The organism is Lentzea sp. NPDC051838, assembly GCF_040681245.1.
Classification (GTDB): Bacteria; Actinomycetota; Actinomycetes; order Mycobacteriales; family Pseudonocardiaceae; genus Lentzea.
In genome coordinates this window covers 75,520-93,938 of the sequence record NZ_JBFAYI010000017.1, presented here as the reverse complement: position 1 = coordinate 93,938, position 18,419 = coordinate 75,520, and the positions used below count along the sequence as shown (strand labels likewise).

Genomic DNA, 18,419 nt, shown 5'->3' with positions numbered 1-18,419 from the left:
GTGCGAACCACCAACACAGAGTTCTGAGGAGTACCAGGCCCGTGGCCGTCAAGATCAAGCTTCAGCGTCTCGGCAAGATCCGTCAGCCGTACTACCGCATCGTGGTCGCCGACGCGCGCACCCGTCGCGACGGCAAGGCGATCGAGACGATCGGCAAGTACCACCCGAAGGAAGAGCCGTCGTTCATCGCGGTCGACTCGGAGCGCGCGCAGTACTGGCTGGGTGTCGGCGCGCAGCCGACCGAGTCGGTCCAGCGCCTCCTCGAGATCACCGGTGACTGGCAGAAGTTCAAGGGCCTGCCGGGCGCCGAGGGCACCCTGAAGGTCAAGGAGCCGAAGCCGTCGAAGGCCGACCTGTTCGCCGCCGCTCTGGCCGCCGCGAACGAGGAGCCGATGACCGAGGCCACCACGCCGAAGGCGAAGAAGGCCAAGAAGGCCGACGAGGCCCCCAAGGCTGACGCCGAGGCCACCAAGGACGAGGCGTGAGTTTGTTGGCTGACGCCCTCGAACACCTCGTTCGCGGCATCGTCGACCACCCGGACGACGTCCGGGTGAACCTCGTGACGACCCGCCGCGGCCGCACCCTCGAGGTCCACGTCCACCCGGACGACCTCGGCAAGGTGATCGGTCGTGGCGGTCGCACCGCGACGGCTCTGCGCACCGTGATGGCCGGCATCGGCGGTCGTGGCGTGCGGGTCGACGTCGTCGACACCGACCGCTGAGAACGAGATTTTCAGGGCAAATGGACGTAGTTGTCGGCCGTGTGGCCAAGGCGCACGGGATCACCGGCGAACTAGCCGTTGACGTGCGCACTGACTCTCCCGAGATGCGATTCGCGATCGGGGCGACGATGCAGGCGAAACTGCGCGACGGCACGTCTCGAAGCCTCACCGTGTCAGCCGCCCGGCCTCATGCCGGGCGGCTGCTCGTGCGTTTCGAGGAAGTCGTGACGCGCGACGTCGCGGAGGCTTTGCGCGGCACGTTGTTGCTGGGCAGCACCGACGACCTGCCGCCGAACGACGACCCGGACGAGTTCTACGACCACGAGCTCGAAGGGCTCACGGCCGAGCTCGCCGACGGCACGAAGATCGGCACGGTCAAGGAGATCCTGCACGGTCCGGGTGGCGAGCTGCTCGTGATCATCCGTGATCGCGGGGAGGCGCTGATCCCGTTCGTGCGCGAGATCGTGCCGACGGTGGACGTGCGCGGCGGCCGCGTCGTCGTGACCCCGCCAGAAGGCCTGCTCGATGCAGATTGACGTCGTCACGATCTTCCCGGAGTACCTGGCGCCGCTGCGTGCCGCGTTGCTCGGGAAGGCGATCGACAAGGGCCTGATCAGCGTCGGCGTCCACGACCTGCGCGACTGGACGCAGGACGTGCACAAGGCCGTCGACGACAGCCCGTACGGCGGCGGTCCCGGCATGGTCATGAAGCCGGACATCTGGGGCCAGGCGCTCGACGACGTGTGCACGGACTCGACGCGGCTCATCGTGCCGACGCCGGCTGGTCGCCCGTTCACGCAGGCTCTTGCGCACGAGTACGCGTCGGAATCGCACCTCGTGTTCGCGTGCGGCCGCTACGAGGGCATCGACCAGCGTGTGGTGGATGACGCTCGTCGGCGCGTGCGCGTTGATGAGGTGTCCATCGGCGACTACGTGCTCGTGGGCGGTGAAGTGGCCGTGCTCGCCATCGTGGAGGCGGTCGCTCGACTGCTGCCGGGCGTGCTCGGCAACCCGAAGTCGCACGCCGAGGACTCGTTCCAGGACGGGTTGCTCGAAGGCCCGAGCTACACGCGGCCGGAGGTGTGGCGCGAGCTCGCCGTGCCGGACGTGCTGCGGTCGGGGAACCACAAGCTGATCAACCGCTGGCGGCGTGACCAATCGCTCGTCAGGACCTTCGAAAGACGTCCTGACCTGCTGGAGGCGCTGCCGGCGGAAGCGTTCGACAAGCACGACCGGGCCTTGCTCGCGCGCCTGCGCGAGGGCGGGGAGTAGCCCGATTTCATTCCGGAGTGCCTGGTCTGGCACACTGGACCAGTTGCCGCACCCGGTCGTCGTACCGGCGTGCGCACCAAGCCGACCCCCATCATGTCGTGCACGGTCATGGAACATGCTCTGGGGAGTTCACAGACACGTGAGGACCACCGATGAACATCCTGGACGCAATCGACGCCCAGTCGCTGCGCTCTGACATCCCGAGCTTCCGCGCGGGTGACACGCTGAAGGTTCACGTCCGCGTCATCGAGGGCTCGCGCGAGCGCGTCCAGGTGTTCCAGGGCGTCGTGATCCGTCGCCAGGGTGGCGGCATCCGCGAGACCTTCACCGTCCGCAAGGTCTCGTTCGGCGTCGGCGTCGAGCGCACCTTCCCGGTGCACTCCCCGAACATCTCCGAGATCGAGGTCGTCACCCGCGGTGACGTGCGTCGCGCCAAGCTGTACTACCTGCGCGACCTGCGCGGCAAGGCTGCGAAGATCAAGGAGAAGCGCGAGGCCAAGCCGGTCTCCTGATCGGTGGCTTCGAGCCCAGAAGACTCGGAAGACGCCTCCGCACCGGATGAACCGGAGCGGGGGCGTACTCCTGTTTGGAGAGATGTTCTCTACGTCGTCGTGACGGCCGTCGTGCTGACGGTGCTGATCCAGGCGTTCGTGGCGCGGGTCTACGTGATCCCCTCGGCGTCGATGGAGCACACGCTGCACGGCTGCACCGGCTGCGAGAACGACAGGGTGCTGGTCGACAAGCTCACCTACCGGTTCGGCGACGTCGAACCGGGTGAGGTCGTCGTGTTCCGCGGCCCCGAGTCGTGGACGACGCACGACTTCCGCGCTCCCGCACCGTCGACGAACCCCGTTGCGCGCGTTGTGAGGAACGTCGGTTCGTTGCTGGGCATCGCGCCCGCCAATGAGCGCGACTTCGTCAAACGCGTGATCGCGCTGCCCGGCCAGACGGTGACGTGCTGCGATGAGCAACACCGCATCCTCGTGGACGGCAAACCGCTCGATGAGCCGTACATCTACTGGCAGCCCGGCACTTCTCCCGCCGACCACGAGCCGTTCGCTCCGGTGCTCGTTCCGGAAGGCCGGTTGTTCGTGATGGGGGACAACCGGATGAACTCCACCGACTCGCGCAAACAGGGCGGCGGGGGCGTTGCCGGGACGATCCCGATCGAAAACGTCATCGGGAAGGCGCGGTACATCGTTTTCCCGAAAGATCGGTGGAGTGTTGTGTCGGATCACAACCCGCAGCCCCTAGGCTGATCTCGTGGTTGACGTCGATCCAGAGCAGACCCCGTCCAGCGACGAGCCGACTTCGGACGCTTCGGATGTACCTTCGAAGAAGAAGAAAAAGGGCAACTTCTGGAAGGAACTGCCGGTCCTCATCCTGGTCGCGTTCGGCCTCGCGATCGGCATCCAGATCTTCCTCGGCCGCGTCTACATGATCCCGTCGGAGTCGATGGAGGCCACGCTGCACGGGTGCACCGACTGCTACGGCGACCGGGTGCTCGTGGACAAGGTCACCTACCGCTTCACCGAGCCCTCGCCGGGCGACGTGATCGTGTTCCGCGGCCCGCCGTCGTGGCAGAACGACTTCATCACCGACGAGCCGGGCAACCCGATCGCGCAGGGGCTGTCGTGGCTGGGGTCGTTGATCGGTCTGCCCTCGGCGAACGAGGAGGACTTCGTCAAACGCGTGATCGCCGTCGGCGGGCAGACCGTGAAGTGCTGCGACGAGCAGAACCGCGTGACGGTGGACGGCAAGCCGCTGGACGAGCCGTACAAGCACTTCGACGAAGGCTCCGAGGCGGTGCAGGAGTCGTTCGAGGAGCTCAAGATCCCGGACGGGATGCTGTTCGTGCTCGGCGACAACCGCAACCACTCGTGCGACTCGCGTTGCCAGGGCCAGGGCGGCCTGAACGGGCTGGTGCCGGTGGACAACGTGATCGGCAAGGCACGCGTGATCGTGCTGCCTCCGTCGAGGTGGGGCGGGGTGACGGACCACAACCCGCAGGTCGTTTCGATGGGTGCGCCGGGCTGGCAGCAGAACGTCCCGCTGGGCGTGGGTATCGTCGCCGCGTGGCCGCTTCTGCTGCTGGGACGTCGAGTGCGAGACCGATTCCGCCGATGACGATGCTGTTGCCGCCCCGCGCGGTCGTGCGGGGCTCGTCGGGGAACTGGGCGTTGCAGGGCACGCTGGAGCGCCGCGGGCTGGGGCCCGTCGCCGGCGTGGACGAGGCGGGCCGTGGGCCGTGCGCTGGGCCGTTGGTGATCGCGGCGTGCGTGTTGAGGCCGGGTGACGCGTCGCGGTTCGAGGGCCTGAACGACTCGAAGCTGATGACGGCGTCGGCGCGCGACCGGATGTACGACCTGGTGCTGAAGCGTGCCGTGGATCACTCCGTGGTGGTCGTGTCGCCCGCCGAGATCGACTGGCTGGGCATCCACGTGATGAATCTCGAGGGCATGCGGCGCGCCGTTGCGCGGATGGCGACGCATCCCGGGTACGTGCTGACGGACGGTTTCAAGGTGCCCGGCATGCCGGCGCCGAACGTCGCGGTGATCAAGGGCGACCAGGCCGCGGCGTGCGTGGCGGCGGCATCCGTGCTGGCCAAGGTCACGCGGGACCGGATCATGGCCGATCTGCACGAGCGTTATCCCCAGTACGGCTTCAACGTGCACAAGGGCTATTGCACGCCGGATCACACGGCGGCGTTGATGGAACACGGCCCGTGTGCGGAGCATCGCTGGTCGTATGTAAATGTGGCAGCGGCGGCGTCGAAGCACGGTCTCGCCGCGCCGCACAGGGTGGCGCGCGGCACGACCGCGACCGCCGTGGTCCAGAATGATGCAGCCCCGGTTGACGCCGGGGAGCTCGCGACGAGGGAGGGCGCGGAGCAGATGACCCGCGCGGAGGCGTAATGAGTGCAGAGGATCTCGAGAAGTACGAGACCGAGATGGAGCTGTCGCTGTACAAGGAGTACCGCGACATAGTCAGCCAGTTCTCGTTCGTCGTGGAGACCGAACGGCGTTTCTACCTGGCCAACTCGGTGGACGTGCAGGTGCGCAACGCCGATGGCGAGGTGTACTTCGAGGTGCGCATGTCGGACGCGTGGGTGTGGGACATGTACCGCCCCGCTCGGTTCGTCAAGAACGTTCGTGTCATCACGTTCAAGGACGTGAACGTGGAGGAGCTGGACAAGCCGGACCTGCGCCTGCCGGAAAGCGGGCCGTTCCCGACGTAGTGGCGTGGTGGGGTGGCGCTGGAGCCCTCTAGCACACCCCACCGACAACTCGGCCGTTCCAAGATCGACAAAGGCCGACTTGTCCACAGCCGCTGAGTTGTCCACAGATTCCCCTCAGCCCGACCACCCACCCCGCCCCACCCTGCAAGGTCGTACCCAACGACCCGCAGGAAGGCGAGGACAGTGGTGGTGGCAGAGGCACTGGTCGAGACCAGGCAGCAGGAGCTGGGCCGGCAGGGCGAGGACCTGGCGTGCGAGTACCTGGAGGGGAAGGGCCTCGTCGTCCTGTCCCGCAACTGGACGTGCCGCGACGGTGAGCTCGACGTCGTGGCGGTGGAGGGCGACCGCCTGGTCGTCTGCGAGGTCAAGACGCGGTCCGGTCCGGTCTGGGGCCGTCCGGACGAGGCAGTCGACCAGCGCAAGCTCTCCCGCCTGCGCCGAACAGCCCTGCGCTGGCTCGCCGCACACGGCGTGGGCTGGTGCCCGGTCCGCGTCGACCTGATCTCGGTCATCTGGCCACCAGGTGGCTCCCCGCACCTGCAATACCTGCGAGGGGCCTGACATGGGCCTGGCGCAGGCGTGGTCGGTCGCGCTCTACGGCGTGGACGGCCTGGCGGTCGAGATCGAGGCCGACGTGGGCGTGGGCCAGCCCCGCACGCACCTCCTGGGCCTGCCCGACGCCGCCTTGCACGAGTCCAAGGAGCGCGTCAAAGCCGCCGTCCGCAACAGCGCGGAGGAGTGGCCGAAGCAGCGCATCGTGCTGGGCCTCTCGCCGGCGAACATCCCCAAGGGCGGCAGCAGCTACGACCTGGCCATCGCCTGCGCCACTCTGGCCGCGGCGGGCTCCGTGCCGCCCGACCGCCTCTCCGGCACGGTCCTGCTGGGCGAGCTGGCCCTCGACGGCCGAATCCGCCCGGTCCGAGGCGTCCTGCCCGCACTGCTGGCCGCCCGCCGAGCAGGCCTGCGCAGCGCGATCGTTCCGGTCGACACCCTTCCCGAAGCGGCGCTGGTGGACGGCATGACGGTCCACGGCGCCCTCACACTCGCCGAAGTCCTGGCGTGGCTGCGCGGCGAGGGCGCAGATCTCCAGCCGCCTCCGGACGCGGGGCTGTGCCCGCTCCCGGACGCTCCGGACCTGGCGGACGTGGTGGGCCAGCCGGAAGCCCGCTGGGCCCTGGAAGTGGCCGCGGCCGGAGCCCACCACCTCCTGCTGACCGGCCCGCCCGGCACCGGCAAGACGATGCTGGCCGAACGCCTCCCGGGCCTGCTCCCACCCCTGAGCCGCGAGGACGCCCTGGCGGTCACCGCGGTCCACTCGGTGGCGGGCACGCTCTCGCCGGACTGCCCGCTGGTCGCCATCCCGCCGTTCGTGGACGTCCACCACACCACGTCCATCGCGGCCCTGATCGGCGGCGGCACCGGCATGGCCAAACCAGGCGCCGCCTCCCGAGCCCACAAGGGCGTCCTCTTCCTGGACGAGGCCTGAGATGGGCTATTCACCCTTGGACAAACCCCAGTCTACCAGGGGAAACAGGGCTTCCCGTGATCGAGACCCCTCCGCCGGACGTCCCGCCCGTGTGGCCCTGCCTGGGCCTGTGAGCAGCACAGACAGGGCGACGGCTGTGATGTCGGCCCGGGCAGGCCCCAAGATCAACTTTTGTCGCTTCTGCAAGCGCTTGATCCGGCCGATCTAACGCGCACCTGTGCACCGCTAGAAAGCACCGATCATTTCTGTCAGACCCCGCTGCCATACTCGCCCTGTTCAACCGAACGTAGTTGCGCACGTACAACGCGTTCATCTAGGGCGAGGGGGACTCGTGGGGACCAAGAGCAAAGGCGGCCTGCTTCTACCGGTCGTTGCCGTGGTCGCGGCCGTCGCGTACTTCGCTCCGGAGGCAGCGCGCGATGTTGTCGGCAACCTGCTGCCCAGCGACCCCGTGATCATCGGCGTTGAGGCCGAAGCAGTCATGGTGGCGGATGGTGCCGGGGATCGGGTGCGCCAGTGCACCGCTGCCCAGGTCGTCAGCCAGAAGAAGTGTGGTGACCTGAAGGTCATCATCATGGACGCGGCCAAGATGCCGTACATCACCCGCAACATCGCCCTTGCCTGGGGCGAGGGCAAAGACTTCATCCTGACCCGCAGCAGCACACCCCGAGACGCCAACTACAAGGCGGCTTGCGGCGGCTTCGTGAAGAAGTACACCGACGGGTCGTGCGATGAGTTCGCGTTTGCGTCCACAGAGCAGGGTGGAGCGGGCGCGCGTACAGAGGAAGTCCCGTCGCGCGAACAGGACTGCCAAGGTGGCACCATCGGGAGCGCCTACCGATGGCAGCAGATCAAGGCTGGTGACGACTTTCTAGTTGTCATCAGCAACCCAACCAAGGTGGCTACCAAGCCCTACGTGGGCACCGACATCGCCGAGGACAAGACGTCATGCGGGATCTGATCGAAAAGTACGCCTGGGCCGACGAGGACGACGACCTTGTGCTGACTCTGGGCGTCTTCCCGCGAGGGTCGATCGCAAGGGCTACCCGCATCTACGGTGCCGACGACGGCGAAGTTGACATCATGACCCACTACGACGCGTGGGTGCCGCAAGAAGACTTCGGCTCGTACTTCCGTGTACAGATCGCCGAGGCACTCAACGCGGCGTATGGAGCGGTGGTCGCCATCGAACCCAACGGCTGGACGGGCGCTGTTCCAGAAATCGCGCGGCGGGCCTCAGAAGGCGGACGCTTCTTCAGCGTGAACTGGAGTATGTCTGGCACCCGTCGCATCGTTGAGGCCGTCAGCGGCAAGGTGACGGCCTTCTTCAACCCCTTCCTGATCGGGGAGCCTGGTGGTATGGGTGACGTGGTGCCCGACTGGGTGGAAGACGTCGTGTTCGACATCGACCAGCCGAACGCTTCCAGTTTCGCGGCCGTCGAACTGCGCACCGGCGTTCAGGTTGAACAGGCCTGGTTCACAGAGCCGCTACCCACCTACCGCATCCCTGACCCAGACGTCTTGCTGGCAGGCGTCGAGGGCGCGCGGGTGCCGTAGAAGCGCCGGAACAAGGCGCACCCCCTCGACTGGGGGAGAGCGTCGAGGGGGTGCATATGGTCCCCGCAGGGTGTTACAGCTCTTTCAACCTGTCGTACACCCTGCGGAGAAAGTCGTCACCAGGGGTCTCTGCCGGCTCGTCGCTAGGGGGCGGCGACCAAGCAGGTGGGCGGGGGTCGCGTACGGGTAGCCCTGCTTTCGTCCGTCCGTACACGGCGATTTCGGCCCAGTTCACCCGTCCCCGCGGAGCCATGAAAGAGCCCCACCGGTCGGCTACGGCGTCGATGAGGCCAAGCCCTTCGCCTTCAGGCACCGTGTGTGCGAGGTCAAGGACAAGCAGCTCCTTGGCGCTGTCGGTGACCTCGAAGACGATGTGTCGCTCGTATCCCAGCATCTGAAGCCTGATCCGCCCGGTTGGGCGTTCATCGGTGGGGCCGGTGTCCCTGATCGACAGCTCCACCAGCTCGACAGCGAGTCGCGCGATGTGGTCCTCAATGAACAGCGCGTCCCACTGCCGCAAGGTGTCGTTGACGAAGATGCGCGCCACCGTGATGGCCGTCGGCAGGGCCACCAGCCCAAGTTCGCGACGAAATCGTGGCCGTTCAGGTTTTGCAGGCACGGCCGCCTGCTTGAGCGATTCAACGTCCATGAGCGTGTCCACCACGGCCGTTCACCCTTGCGACGGCAGGCAAGGGACTGGTCCGTGCCGTCTGAACCGAGTGCCTGCGCGGATCAGCCCTTGCCGCACTGTCCAGTAAGACAGGCCCGCCATGTCACTCACTTTGAGGATTGACGCGCCAGCGTCGTAAAGCAGCCGCATTTCGTTCTCGGCCTGCAGTCGTACGGGGTCGTCGGTCTTCCTGAACCGCACGCGCTCGCCGATGTTGAGCCCGTGTTCTGGTGTCTCACTCATCAGGCATTGCCTCCTGGACGGTCGTCTCCAGGCTGTGGTCGGGTTCGTCATGCACCTCGATCACCACGGAGCCCGTGGCCTTGATCAGCCGGTACAGCTGGGCACGGGTGGTGGCCTTGGACGACAGATCATCGAGACTGGTGACGACAACGCCGTGCGTGTCGGGAAACGCCAGTACATCCAGCAGACCAATGAGGCCAGGCCGCACGGTGGTTTCATCCGGTATGTCGCGGTCAGTGAAGATGACTTCCAACCGAAGGTGTTGCTGGATGCAGAAGAGCGCGATTTCCTTGTGCTGCTTGGCAATCACGCGGTCGTTGGATTTTCTGGCCAGCACGTAGCCGTACACGACCGGACGGTCGCCCTGGGGCAAGCGCTTGGGCCTAGACGTTGGCATCACGGCGGTTGACCTTCCTCATACGCCGCAATGCGAACGCGGCCCCATCGACATGGGTCACCGCTTCCATCAGGGCGTCCAAAGGAGACGTGACTTCGTGACCAAGGTGGGCGCGCCGCGCTCACCTGGTTCCGGCAAGCCAAGAAGGTCGTGCACGACTTCTTGAAGATCAGCGCCCGACTTCTTCCAGACGCAGCCTCCGCCGTAGTCGTCGGCCAGCAGCCGGACGCCGCTCACGTTGGTGTCGTCAAAGATGAAGAGCGCATCGGTGTATTGCTTGCGGCTGTGGCTGGCAGCGATGCCGGACAAACGGTGCGCCTCGTCCTCGATGACGTGGAACGTCCATCCAGCTCGTCTGACCGACACCAGGGCTTGTAGCTGCGGGTAACGCCGTACCGCGTCGTCCTCCGTGATCAGCTCGTCCATTAGCCCAGCACCTCGCTTCGGGCAAACAAGTCCACGAGTCGGTTACGGATGATCGCGGCGGACTGCTCGGGCGGACGGCTTGTGCAGTCCACCTTGAACACCTCGAACCCCGCGCCATGCAGGGAGTCGGTGGCGTGCCGGTAGAACTCCACCTCGGTGTAACTGCTGCCCGCCGTGTGCTGGAAGCGGTTGTGTGGGTCGCGTTCGCTGAGGCGGCTTGCGATTACTTCAGGGTTAGCCTCAAGGATGACTGCGAGGTCGGGGCGTTTGGCTTCGGCGTTGAGATGCCATAGGAACTCCAGGGCTACGCCGTCGAATCGCTGGATCACCAGGCCAGAGGCGATGTAGCGATCGGAAATGACTGTGTGGCCGTCCTGCAGGAGCGGCAGGACTTCGTGCTCAACGTGGTGGTACCTGTCGGCGGCGTACAAGCAGGCAAGCGCATGACCGGTAACCGTCTCGGTCAACTCCGAGGCCAGCTTCCCGATTGGCCCGCCGGATGGCTCCGCAGTCAGGTGGACGTGTTCGCCCTCGGCCAGGAGCATCTGGGCGAGGTGGCGAACGATCGTGGTTTTCCCTGCACCGCTTGGGCCATCAACGGTGACGAACAGGCCGCGCCCGCAGTCAGAAGAGAGCTGGCTCTTCATCGGAACCACCCCCTGCCGGTTGAGCCCGTAGCTCTTCGAGGCTTCGCCGGCCTGCCAGAAGAACGAAGAGCCTTGCCGTCACGATCGCGTCGTACTTGGCGCGGTGCGGCTTCTCCTCGCTGTCGAGGCCGCTTGCGAGCTCGTACTTCTCGACGAGCGCGCTGAGCTTGTAGGACGGGAGACCAGGTAGCAGACGCCTGGCGAGCTTGAGCGTGTCGAATACTTCCGGGCATTCCCAGTCACCGAGCTTGCGCTGGATGACCCCCACATCCACGTGCGCGTTGTGGCCGATGAGCGCGGAAGCATCCAACGCCTTCAGCACATCCGCTTCCACGTAGGCGAACAGTGGCGCCGACAGCACGTCGTCGTTGCCGATGCCGTGAATCCTTCGAGCGAACCCGGTGATGGGCTGATCCGGCTTCACCAACCACGTCCGCGGCTCGCCGATGATGCCGTCCACGATCGGTATGGCGGCCAGCTCTACGAGGTCGGGAGGCTGTTGGCCGTTGCCCTCCACATCGACAACGACGTAGTTCAAAGAAGTCCAGTGCGTCATGCCGACGCTCCTTCCCATCCGATTTCTGCGCGGCCATGCCGCTTCTCGCGGTGTGGGTGCTGTTCGTCGTGCATCTGGAAGCCAAGGGAGTGCTGAAGGAAGTAGCGAGGCTGCTCGGTCTCCAGACCGCTGATGATGGCGGCCCGGTTGCTGATGTCTACGACCTGGAGGTTGGCCGCTTCGGGCAACACGCTGGCGACTCGGCGCATCTCCTCGGCGGAAGGCACCCGGTGAGCGCTCTGACAGAGTTCGAGCTGGCTCAGCGGGCAGATGTCGCAGAGTTCTCGGACCCCGATGTGGCCGTTGTAGTCGGGAAGCCCATGCACATATGAGACGGCGCAGGATGTCTTGCGGAACAAGGCCGAGGAGTTCGAGAAGACGTCGAGCACGCGGGCTTCGAGCTCCTCGGGCACAATCTTCCGCCGCGCCGTTGCTTTGAAGGGCTCGGGGAGGTTGTGCGCCTTGTAGTACTCGGCGATCTCTTCGCGGTAGAAGAGACCGGTGAACACCGTAGCGTCGGCGTACTTGCTCAGCTCATGGGCGGTGGCCAGGTGCTCGTCGGTGTCGTTGAGTCCAGGAACCAACGGACGCCAGTAGAAGATCGTGCGGTACTTGCGGGTGCTCGGCGCGCTCATGAGCTTCATCGAGTCGGCCGCCACGTGGGACGGGTAGGGCTCGATGTCCCTGTTGTCGATGCCGGAGTAGGTGAAGAGCAGCGTCACCTTGAGGTGGCGGAGCTGGTTGAGCCGCTCGATGTCGTGCTCATTGAGCTGGTGCCTGGTGATCACCAGTACCTGGTTCGTGAGCTGGCGTTCATCCAAGTTTTCGAGTACCGCGAACGTGTGCGGGCGCACCTTCGGCAGGAAGGGCTCGGTAGCGCGGTTGAAGAGCTGAATCGGCGTGCGATGCGGGCGGAAGTAGCGGTGGTTCACCAGCTCCTCGACGGCCTGCGCGTCGGTCATCAAGGCTCGGGGAGTTTCCTCGTCTGACAGGCCATAAGTAGTCTTGATGCAGTAGGCACAGCGGAGTGGACAGCCTTGAATGTGGTTCAGGCTGAGACCGCTCTTGCGGTACTCCACAACCTCTTGGGCACGGGCCGAAAGGCGAGCGATCTCGTCCCTGCTGAGCAGGGGCACAGGCGTGATCACGCGGCATTCTCCAAGGTCAGCGGGGTGCGATGCCTCGGAGCGTAAGCAGTCCGCTACACCCAGGAATAGCAAGTTGCTCGTAGTTGCTCGCAACCCTGAAATTGGTGCGGCGCGGAAGCAACTCGGCGCTACTCCTCCTCGGGGAGCTGCTGCACCAGATCGTTGATCACGCGGGTGATGATTGCGGTGGCAGACCGGCCGTAGCTTGCGACAGCCGCCAGCTCGCTGAAGACGTTGCTGTAGAGGTCGAGTTCCTGGGGCTGGGCAAGGTTGAAGGCTGCCGAGTACGTCTCAACCAGCACCTTGTCGTCGTCGTAGATCCAGAAGCCGTGCCAGGGCGACGCGGTGTACTGGGTCTCGAAGCCGATGATCCCGAGCTTGACGTTGGGAAGCGCCGACAGTGAAACGAGCCTGTCGAGCTGGCCGAGCATGACGGGTATCGAACACAGGCGGAAGCGGAGCGCGGCCTCGGTCAGAACGAAGTGGAAGCGCTTGTCTGGCCGATAGAAGATGTCCTGCCGCTTCATCCGGCCCTCGACGGCCGCGTTGATGTCGTTGGGCAGCTTGAGGATGCGGATGCCCTCGGCGAAGCGCGTACGGGCGTACTCGGATGTCTGGAGAAGGCCGGGGATCACCGTGGACTCGAACACCCGGAAGAGCCGCGTCTTCTGGTCGAGCTCCGCCAGCGAGTTCTGCCTTGGTCGGACGCCGCCTCGAAGGATGCGTTGCCACTCGGCATGTTGAATCTCAAGCGTCTGAAGGGATGCGAGCAGCGCGGGCTTCTGATCTTCGCTGCCGGTTGCCCTCGTCCAAGCCTCGATGTCGGCGACGGTAGGCGTTTGCTTGCCGTTCTCGATCTTGGAGACCTTTGAAGTCTGCCATGACAGAGGCTCCGCGAGCTGCTTGCCGGTTAGTCCGGCTTGTTCGCGCAGCTCGCGGAGTCGTTTGCCAAGTGCCATCCGTGCCTCGTGAACGTTTGAGACATTAGAGGCCTTGTTCTGTGGCAAAGTCGTCCCGCCGTATCGCGTGATGCCAGGCAGCATCACGCCAGTAGTTGTGTCGAACTATCTCGGCTGGATCCTGGATGACCTCGCCACCAAGGAAGGCCATCTGATCATCGAAGTGCATCCGGACCAACTTGCGCGAGTCGAACAGCCAGTAGTCGTGCTTTGGTAGGCCGCCGGCCAGGTCGCGTGGAAGATAGCGGATGTCTTCACCTGCACCGCCGGTGAACTGCGAGCACCACACCCCGAAGCGGCTGTAGTCCGTGAGCGGCATCGTGACGATACGCACGCGGCTAAAACGTCGACCTTCCGCGGTGGCCTCTCCGAGCATCGTCAACCAACTCTGCATCCAGGGCCGGTCATCCGGTTCGCCAGCCAGGAACTTACGCAGCGACTCATTCTCGTACGAGGCGTCGTACTGGTCGAATACCTCCAGGCGGAAGGCTGTGTGCTCGAAGGTGTGGAAGAGGTCCCTGAACTCCGGACCCGGCTTGATCAGCTCGGTCAGGACTGCCCCTCCTGCTGCGCGTAGCGGAGGGCGTACATCTTCAAGACGTCCTCGGGGATCTCGATCAAGGTCTCATGGTCAGGGACCGGGCCGATGTCAGCCAGTACCTGCGGATCGGTCACCTTCCAGCCTTGAGCGATGTAGGTGACGCGGTCTTCCCGGTCGGTAGCGAAGAGCGTCGGCGAGTTGTCGATCTGCGATTCGGGGTCTTTGCCGAGGAAGCGGGCACGCATTGGGTCTCCTGTTCGAGCAACTTGCTGGATGTTGCTCCATCAGCGTCCCGGATGCCGTCGAGGGCGTCAAGGTGTGCGTCTGCCGGACTGAGAGAAGTTTGCGCAGGTAGAACCAGGTGTTCAAGGCGCGCCGCAGGGAATGGGTGATTGATCCGGTCTACGTGTCCGGCCGGCATCCGCTCGTGTCGCGGCCTTGGTGTCGCGCTTCTACGTCCGAGATCGGGCGAGGCTTCTGGCAGGTCGATGACCGCCATGAACGGTCTGACATGTGTGTTGGCCGCGGCGGCTAAAAGATCGCAACGTCCTCGGGACGCGGCTCGAGACGTTGCGATCGCCTGTTAGCTGGCTTCTTCGTCGAGAGCGTCAGTTGGCGCTTCGGCCTGTTCGCCGCTGTCTGGTCCTTCGTCGGCGAGTACGGGCGGTAGATACTTGGCGTGAGTCGTCCTCAAATACTCCAGCCCGCTGTCATGGCTGACTTGGTAGTTAAGGCTCTTCTCGACGAACTTCAAGCGGTGCTTGGCGGCGTTGATCACCTCGGCCCAGGTCCTGACCTGAATCGTGTAGCTCGTTGAGCGCTGGATGTACCCATATGGCAATCCGACCTGGTCACGCCTGGACTCGGCGTACTCGTCGATGGTGTTGCCGATGACCCAGAAGTCCCAGGTGACGTTCGGCTGCTGAAACCGCTCGTCTCTTGCAACGGCTAGGGCGTACTCCTCGATCTGGCCGACTTCCGCCTTGCCAATCGTCACCTTGGGGCGCTTGAGTTCGATCACGAGCATCTCGACGCGATCCTGCGCAATCTGGCTCTTCCTCGACAGGACGAGGTCAGGGATTGGATTGGTGCCGTCATGCCTCAGGACTGGCCCGTTGTCGGCCAGCTCCACGTCCTCTCCCAGCAACTCCAAGTACTTACGCAGCACCTTCGTGAGGGCTTCATCGTCACCGGTCAACGCGTACTCTTCGCCGAAGAGCCAGGTCTCGTTGGCGAGAATCCTGTGTAGCTGGCGACGCTCCAAGGTTTGCTTCCGAGGCTCCTCGTCGAACAGCACGGCGTCGAGCCCCACAAGGAAGTCCAAGCGGTCAGCGACTTTCTTGGACGTGTTGATGACCGAGGACAACGTCGTGCGCTCAAGGAGCTTGCTGAGTTCCGCGATGCGGTCCTGCGGCAACTCCAAGACGCTCTTGAGGACATTGTGGAGGTGGCCAGGGTTGGTCTCCACCGCTTCCCGGAGCAGACGCAGAGAGAGCCTCTTCGCCTGCTTGTCACCAGCGTTGACTGCAGGGGCTGCGGCGTAAGCGACGACGTCGAATACTTGGCGCTCTGCGGTTTGGAGCTGGGTCTGCGTCGTGGTCGGCGTGGCGTAGGGGTACACGCCTTCTGCGATCCAGTCGCGGATGATGGCGCGCTGACGTTCGATGGCGCGCAAGCGGAAGTGCTCGCGCATCTTGTCGCGGGCGGCTTCGATGATGGACGTCATCGGCTCAGCACCCAGGTCTGCCAGAAGTACGTCATGTCCGGCGAAGCCGGACCACTTCAAGTAGGCCGTGAACTCGCTGCCAGGGGCTTGGATGCCTACCTTGGTCTCGCCGTTCGCCATGCCGTCCGAGTTACACAGGTAGAGCGTCCGCTCTACCTGCCGGTTCCACTCGATGATCACGAGCTTCGGAGTGCCCTCGATCTCGTGGCTTTCCTTGACCTTGGTCAGGTCGAGCTCGTACTCCTGCCGGTTCTCCTGCATGGACGACGGGTCGAGCTTGTCGCCGCGGAACGTGATCTGAACCTGCGGATAGGACTCGAGGTACATCGCGAACGTCGTCGCGAGACTGTCCTTTGTGGTCTCGCGGTCCAGCCACCGGGCTGTTGATTCCGGCAGACCTTCGACGGTGACTTGAGTACCGGAGCGCGAGGTCACAGGAATCGGTGGTGAGATGTCGAAGTCGCGCAGACTGCTCCGGGACCCGACGATCTGGATCTCCTGACGACTGCCTTCCTCGCCAGCGACGGTCACCCACTTGACGCGTTCGCCCAGCCCGAACGCCGCGAACCGGCCTTGCCCCTGCTCCCCGTGGAGGCGTCGCTGCTCGCCGCGAGAGACCTTGTCTTCCTTCTTCCACGAACCGCCGAGGGCCTCGAAGCCCTTGTTGGCGTCGTCCTCATCCATGCCGTGGCCATCGTCGGTCACGATGATCTCGTCGGCAGCCCCGAGCGGGGTAAGTCCAACGGCCACGTCGACCTTCCTGGCGTCGGCGTCGAGCGCATTCCAAATGAGCTCGGCCAAGCCAGTGCTCGGCCCTCGTACGAGCCGGGCAAGGTGGTCGTTCTTCAGTGCGACGGTGATCCTCGCCATTTTTGCATCCAAGCACAGAGCGTCGTGAGTTTCTGGCAGCTACAGCCATCCAGACCAGCAAGTTCCGCTTGGTCCGACGCACATGGCTTCCGGTGCTTGGGCGACGAACCCGTCACTCGATCGGGCGGTCTCTAGCGTGCAGTTGTACGAAGCCGCCATCCCAGGCGTCCGTGTCCATGAGCGCTCAGCTGCATGAGGCGCTCGGCTCAGCCCGCAAGCCCGTGAGATGGAGCAGCAGTGTCGGACGGCAGTACATCGCCAGAACCTCCAAGAGACCCGAGAGACCGGCTTGCTGCCCTTCTTCGGTCGCTCCTGCCAATCGTCTCGCTCGTCGCAGACTGTCTCGCTCCAGTAACCCTGTGGCTTCAAGGTGCAGGGATGAACGACTTCTCGGTGGCTGCAACTGGGTTTGGCGGGGTGGGCTTCCTTATTGCTCTGACGTACCTCGTCGCAACGCGAGGCCGCCGCGAGTGGCAGACGATCTTGGCCACCGTCGCACTCGTAGTGGGTCTTCAGCTGGCACTCATTGGGGTCTTCGACCTGAGGATTTCTCTTGGATCGTCGTCCTCGACCACTACGACGGCTACGAGCGCTTCTTCAGGCAGCGCAACGACTGCAGCTCCGGTCACTACCACGGCGCAGCCCTTGTCGGGTGTCATAACCAAGCCGACGCCCAACGACAAGGTTGATCGATGTATCAAGGTGCGCGGCAGTGGGGTTGCACCGGAGGGTTACACGCGGCGCTTTGGGGCTGCACCAGTTCATGAGCAGGACTCCAACTACTACTTGCCGCGGGATCAACGTGGCGACGGGTCGGCGTGGCCCGTGTACGTCGGCGCTCTGGGCGACTACAACCAAGACTTCGATGTTGTGGCGTATGACGTGCCAAACGGCGTTCTGTCGAGGTACAGCGCAGACAATGTCCGTTCGCTGCCCTACAGCCTGGCCAAGTTGACTGAAGACGGGATCAAAATCGTGGACAAGGTACGCGTTAGCCGGAAGGACGCGGCGAACACGTCGAACGACGCCTGCGCTAAAGAGCCGAATTAACGCTGAGCAGTGCAGGGGAACTTTGACGAGGGGCGATCGGCTGCTGTTGATCACACCTTGTTTCTGGAAGATGCGGGCCTCAGGCAGGCAGAAGCAGCGGAGCCCACTGCTTCCCCAGGCTTCCGAACACGCCCGTTCGCCACGCTCGCATGATCAGCTCCCGCCAACCAACGATCGAGTTGACGATGAGCTGGTTGAGCTCCGCCCGCGCAGCTTGCGACTGGTCGACGGACGCCAACTGCATTAGCAAGTGAGGATGGAGTTTGAGCAGTCCGTGGTGCAGGGCTTCCCACAGCTGCCTTGGGGAATCGCCTGGCTGTGGAGTGTCGGCCAGATGGTCCAGGTTGTAGAACCTGCCCCTGATGGCATAGGTGCCGAGCACTTCCAACACCCTGTCGATGTGCGGATCGTTGTCCACCTTGTCGACTAGCTCGCCGATGTAGCCGGGAACTGTGCTGCGGGTGGGCGCGTTCTGAATGATGAGGCCTCGCACGTGATTGTGCAGCTGAACGATGTCGTGGCCGATGCCTGTCATCACAGCCTTCGACGGCCAGCTCCCCGATGTATCCAACGCGTGCAGGCCAGTGCTGAGTTTGAGCAGCTTCTCCGTGCCGCCCGCCAGGCAGACGAACACGGTGTCGGCGTCGCGGGACGCGAAGGCATAGGACTTGAGCGCCGTCAGCCCGTGCCGCAGGAGCGACGCGGCGGCGTCCACCTCGTCGCTGAGCGCGATCACCTTGTCGATGGGCATCGAGGTGTTGGTCACGGCCATCAGAGTGCGCCGCCGGCTCCCGGATTGGCGAACGGAATACCTGTGAGCCGCGGCGCGAGGGTGAACGGGGCCGTCAACGACTCGGCCGGCAGAGGGGTGTAACGGGCGCGACCTACCGCTCGATATGTACGGAGACTGGG

The 18,419-nt window shown here is 64.6% G+C and carries 23 protein-coding genes and 2 pseudogenes; 14 read left to right on the top strand and 11 right to left on the bottom strand.

The annotated features are described in order from the left end of the window. Positions 1-41 precede the first annotated feature (41 nt). From rpsP to AB0M24_RS30210, 13 genes and pseudogenes are all read left to right on the top strand, one after another. Positions 42-485, top strand: coding sequence for a 30S ribosomal protein S16 (rpsP, locus tag AB0M24_RS30270; RefSeq protein ID WP_363775359.1), 444 nt, complete (start codon positions 42-44; stop codon positions 483-485). Beyond that, complete coding sequence (locus AB0M24_RS30265; RefSeq protein WP_030468017.1) at positions 482-721, top strand: RNA-binding protein; 240 nt, start codon at positions 482-484, stop codon at positions 719-721. The genes rpsP and AB0M24_RS30265 overlap by 4 nt, the downstream gene beginning before the upstream one ends. A 20-nt stretch (positions 722-741) precedes the next feature. Beyond that, positions 742-1,257, top strand: a complete 516-nt coding sequence (gene rimM, locus AB0M24_RS30260) for a ribosome maturation factor RimM (RefSeq protein ID WP_363775355.1) — start codon at positions 742-744, stop codon at positions 1,255-1,257. Beyond that, positions 1,247-1,993 carry a tRNA (guanosine(37)-N1)-methyltransferase TrmD gene (trmD, locus tag AB0M24_RS30255; protein WP_363775352.1) on the top strand — a complete coding sequence of 249 codons (747 nt, stop codon included), beginning with the start codon at positions 1,247-1,249 and terminating at the stop codon, positions 1,991-1,993. The genes rimM and trmD overlap by 11 nt, the downstream gene beginning before the upstream one ends. Positions 1,994-2,145: 152 nt before the next feature. Beyond that, complete coding sequence (rplS, locus tag AB0M24_RS30250; RefSeq protein WP_109634051.1) at positions 2,146-2,505, top strand: 50S ribosomal protein L19; 360 nt, start codon at positions 2,146-2,148, stop codon at positions 2,503-2,505. A gap of 3 nt (positions 2,506-2,508) precedes the next feature. After that, positions 2,509-3,240, top strand: a pseudogene (gene lepB / locus AB0M24_RS30245) (signal peptidase I); the annotation flags it as partial. 16 nt (positions 3,241-3,256) lie between these two features. Further along, a complete protein-coding gene (lepB, locus tag AB0M24_RS30240) occupies positions 3,257-4,120 on the top strand; it encodes a signal peptidase I (RefSeq protein ID WP_363775348.1) in 864 nt (287 codons plus the stop codon). Next, the gene (locus AB0M24_RS30235) at positions 4,117-4,908 is read left to right on the top strand and encodes a ribonuclease HII (protein WP_363775345.1); all 792 of its coding nucleotides are present in this window, start codon (positions 4,117-4,119) and stop codon (positions 4,906-4,908) included. Before lepB (AB0M24_RS30240) ends, AB0M24_RS30235 begins: the two co-directional genes overlap by 4 nt. Further along, positions 4,908-5,231, top strand: coding sequence for a DUF2469 domain-containing protein (locus tag AB0M24_RS30230; RefSeq protein WP_030468024.1), 324 nt, complete (start codon positions 4,908-4,910; stop codon positions 5,229-5,231). Before AB0M24_RS30235 ends, AB0M24_RS30230 begins: the two co-directional genes overlap by 1 nt. Before the next feature lie 189 nt (positions 5,232-5,420). Then, positions 5,421-5,792, top strand: coding sequence for a YraN family protein (locus tag AB0M24_RS30225; RefSeq protein WP_363775341.1), 372 nt, complete (start codon positions 5,421-5,423; stop codon positions 5,790-5,792). A 1-nt stretch (position 5,793) separates the two neighbouring features. Beyond that, positions 5,794-6,714 (top strand): annotated as a pseudogene (locus AB0M24_RS30220) (ATP-binding protein); the annotation flags it as partial. A 334-nt stretch (positions 6,715-7,048) separates the two neighbouring features. Continuing rightward, on the top strand, positions 7,049-7,678 hold the full coding sequence (locus AB0M24_RS30215) for a NucA/NucB deoxyribonuclease domain-containing protein (RefSeq protein WP_363775338.1): 630 nt from the start codon (positions 7,049-7,051) through the stop codon (positions 7,676-7,678). Further along, the gene (locus tag AB0M24_RS30210; RefSeq protein ID WP_363775335.1) at positions 7,666-8,274 is read left to right on the top strand and encodes a hypothetical protein; all 609 of its coding nucleotides are present in this window, start codon (positions 7,666-7,668) and stop codon (positions 8,272-8,274) included. Before AB0M24_RS30215 ends, AB0M24_RS30210 begins: the two co-directional genes overlap by 13 nt. 73 nt (positions 8,275-8,347) lie before the next feature. Here AB0M24_RS30210 and AB0M24_RS30205 read toward each other — a convergent pair whose 3' ends face one another. From AB0M24_RS30205 to AB0M24_RS30160, 10 genes are all read right to left on the bottom strand, one after another. Next, positions 8,348-8,938 carry an ATP-binding protein gene (locus tag AB0M24_RS30205; protein WP_363775332.1) on the bottom strand — a complete coding sequence of 197 codons (591 nt, stop codon included), beginning with the start codon at positions 8,936-8,938 and terminating at the stop codon, positions 8,348-8,350. Between the two features lie 241 nt (positions 8,939-9,179). Then, entirely contained in the window at positions 9,180-9,536 is a 357-nt protein-coding gene (locus tag AB0M24_RS30200) for a recombinase family protein (RefSeq protein WP_363775329.1), read from the bottom strand. Between the two features lie 117 nt (positions 9,537-9,653). Then, positions 9,654-10,010 carry a hypothetical protein gene (locus tag AB0M24_RS30195; protein ID WP_363775326.1) on the bottom strand — a complete coding sequence of 119 codons (357 nt, stop codon included), beginning with the start codon at positions 10,008-10,010 and terminating at the stop codon, positions 9,654-9,656. After that, positions 10,010-10,657, bottom strand: a complete 648-nt coding sequence (gene tmk / locus AB0M24_RS30190) for a dTMP kinase (protein ID WP_363775323.1) — start codon at positions 10,655-10,657, stop codon at positions 10,010-10,012. The genes AB0M24_RS30195 and tmk overlap by 1 nt, the downstream gene beginning before the upstream one ends. After that, the gene (locus tag AB0M24_RS30185) at positions 10,635-11,213 is read right to left on the bottom strand and encodes a 3'-5' exonuclease (protein ID WP_363775320.1); all 579 of its coding nucleotides are present in this window, start codon (positions 11,211-11,213) and stop codon (positions 10,635-10,637) included. Before AB0M24_RS30185 ends, tmk begins: the two co-directional genes overlap by 23 nt. Then, the gene (locus tag AB0M24_RS30180) at positions 11,210-12,361 is read right to left on the bottom strand and encodes a radical SAM protein (protein ID WP_363775317.1); all 1,152 of its coding nucleotides are present in this window, start codon (positions 12,359-12,361) and stop codon (positions 11,210-11,212) included. The genes AB0M24_RS30185 and AB0M24_RS30180 overlap by 4 nt, the downstream gene beginning before the upstream one ends. 128 nt (positions 12,362-12,489) lie before the next feature. Continuing rightward, a complete protein-coding gene (locus tag AB0M24_RS30175; RefSeq protein ID WP_363775314.1) occupies positions 12,490-13,320 on the bottom strand; it encodes a helix-turn-helix transcriptional regulator in 831 nt (276 codons plus the stop codon). A gap of 25 nt (positions 13,321-13,345) precedes the next feature. Continuing rightward, on the bottom strand, positions 13,346-13,861 hold the full coding sequence (locus AB0M24_RS30170; protein ID WP_363775562.1) for a DUF6879 family protein: 516 nt from the start codon (positions 13,859-13,861) through the stop codon (positions 13,346-13,348). An 8-nt stretch (positions 13,862-13,869) separates the two neighbouring features. Continuing rightward, positions 13,870-14,106: a hypothetical protein gene (locus AB0M24_RS30165; protein ID WP_363775311.1), complete on the bottom strand. Its 237-nt coding sequence runs from the start codon at positions 14,104-14,106 to the stop codon at positions 13,870-13,872. A 338-nt stretch (positions 14,107-14,444) separates the two neighbouring features. Next, complete coding sequence (locus AB0M24_RS30160; RefSeq protein ID WP_363775308.1) at positions 14,445-16,457, bottom strand: ATP-binding protein; 2,013 nt, start codon at positions 16,455-16,457, stop codon at positions 14,445-14,447. Positions 16,458-16,835: 378 nt separating this feature from the next. Here AB0M24_RS30160 and AB0M24_RS30155 point away from each other — a divergent pair, with 378 nt between their 5' ends. Next, on the top strand, positions 16,836-17,507 hold the full coding sequence (locus AB0M24_RS30155; protein ID WP_363775305.1) for a hypothetical protein: 672 nt from the start codon (positions 16,836-16,838) through the stop codon (positions 17,505-17,507). A gap of 79 nt (positions 17,508-17,586) precedes the next feature. On the opposite strand, the gene AB0M24_RS30150 is transcribed toward AB0M24_RS30155, so the two are convergent. Continuing rightward, entirely contained in the window at positions 17,587-18,273 is a 687-nt protein-coding gene (locus tag AB0M24_RS30150; RefSeq protein ID WP_363775302.1) for a hypothetical protein, read from the bottom strand. Positions 18,274-18,419 lie beyond the last annotated feature (146 nt).

Coding starts and splice junctions, on each gene's coding strand:
- AB0M24_RS30230 (WP_030468024.1), top strand. CDS start 4,908: ATGAGTGCAGAGGATCTCGAGAAGTACGAGACCGAGATGGAGCTGTCG.
- AB0M24_RS30175 (WP_363775314.1), bottom strand. CDS start 13,320: ATGGCACTTGGCAAACGACTCCGCGAGCTGCGCGAACAAGCCGGACTA.
- AB0M24_RS30155 (WP_363775305.1), top strand. CDS start 16,836: ATGAACGACTTCTCGGTGGCTGCAACTGGGTTTGGCGGGGTGGGCTTC.
- AB0M24_RS30160 (WP_363775308.1), bottom strand. CDS start 16,457: ATGGCGAGGATCACCGTCGCACTGAAGAACGACCACCTTGCCCGGCTC.
- tmk (WP_363775323.1), bottom strand. CDS start 10,657: ATGAAGAGCCAGCTCTCTTCTGACTGCGGGCGCGGCCTGTTCGTCACC.
- AB0M24_RS30210 (WP_363775335.1), top strand. CDS start 7,666: ATGCGGGATCTGATCGAAAAGTACGCCTGGGCCGACGAGGACGACGAC.
- AB0M24_RS30185 (WP_363775320.1), bottom strand. CDS start 11,213: ATGACGCACTGGACTTCTTTGAACTACGTCGTTGTCGATGTGGAGGGC.
- trmD (WP_363775352.1), top strand. CDS start 1,247: ATGCAGATTGACGTCGTCACGATCTTCCCGGAGTACCTGGCGCCGCTG.
- rimM (WP_363775355.1), top strand. CDS start 742: ATGGACGTAGTTGTCGGCCGTGTGGCCAAGGCGCACGGGATCACCGGC.
- AB0M24_RS30195 (WP_363775326.1), bottom strand. CDS start 10,010: ATGGACGAGCTGATCACGGAGGACGACGCGGTACGGCGTTACCCGCAG.
- rplS (WP_109634051.1), top strand. CDS start 2,146: ATGAACATCCTGGACGCAATCGACGCCCAGTCGCTGCGCTCTGACATC.
- AB0M24_RS30235 (WP_363775345.1), top strand. CDS start 4,117: ATGACGATGCTGTTGCCGCCCCGCGCGGTCGTGCGGGGCTCGTCGGGG.
- AB0M24_RS30165 (WP_363775311.1), bottom strand. CDS start 14,106: ATGCGTGCCCGCTTCCTCGGCAAAGACCCCGAATCGCAGATCGACAAC.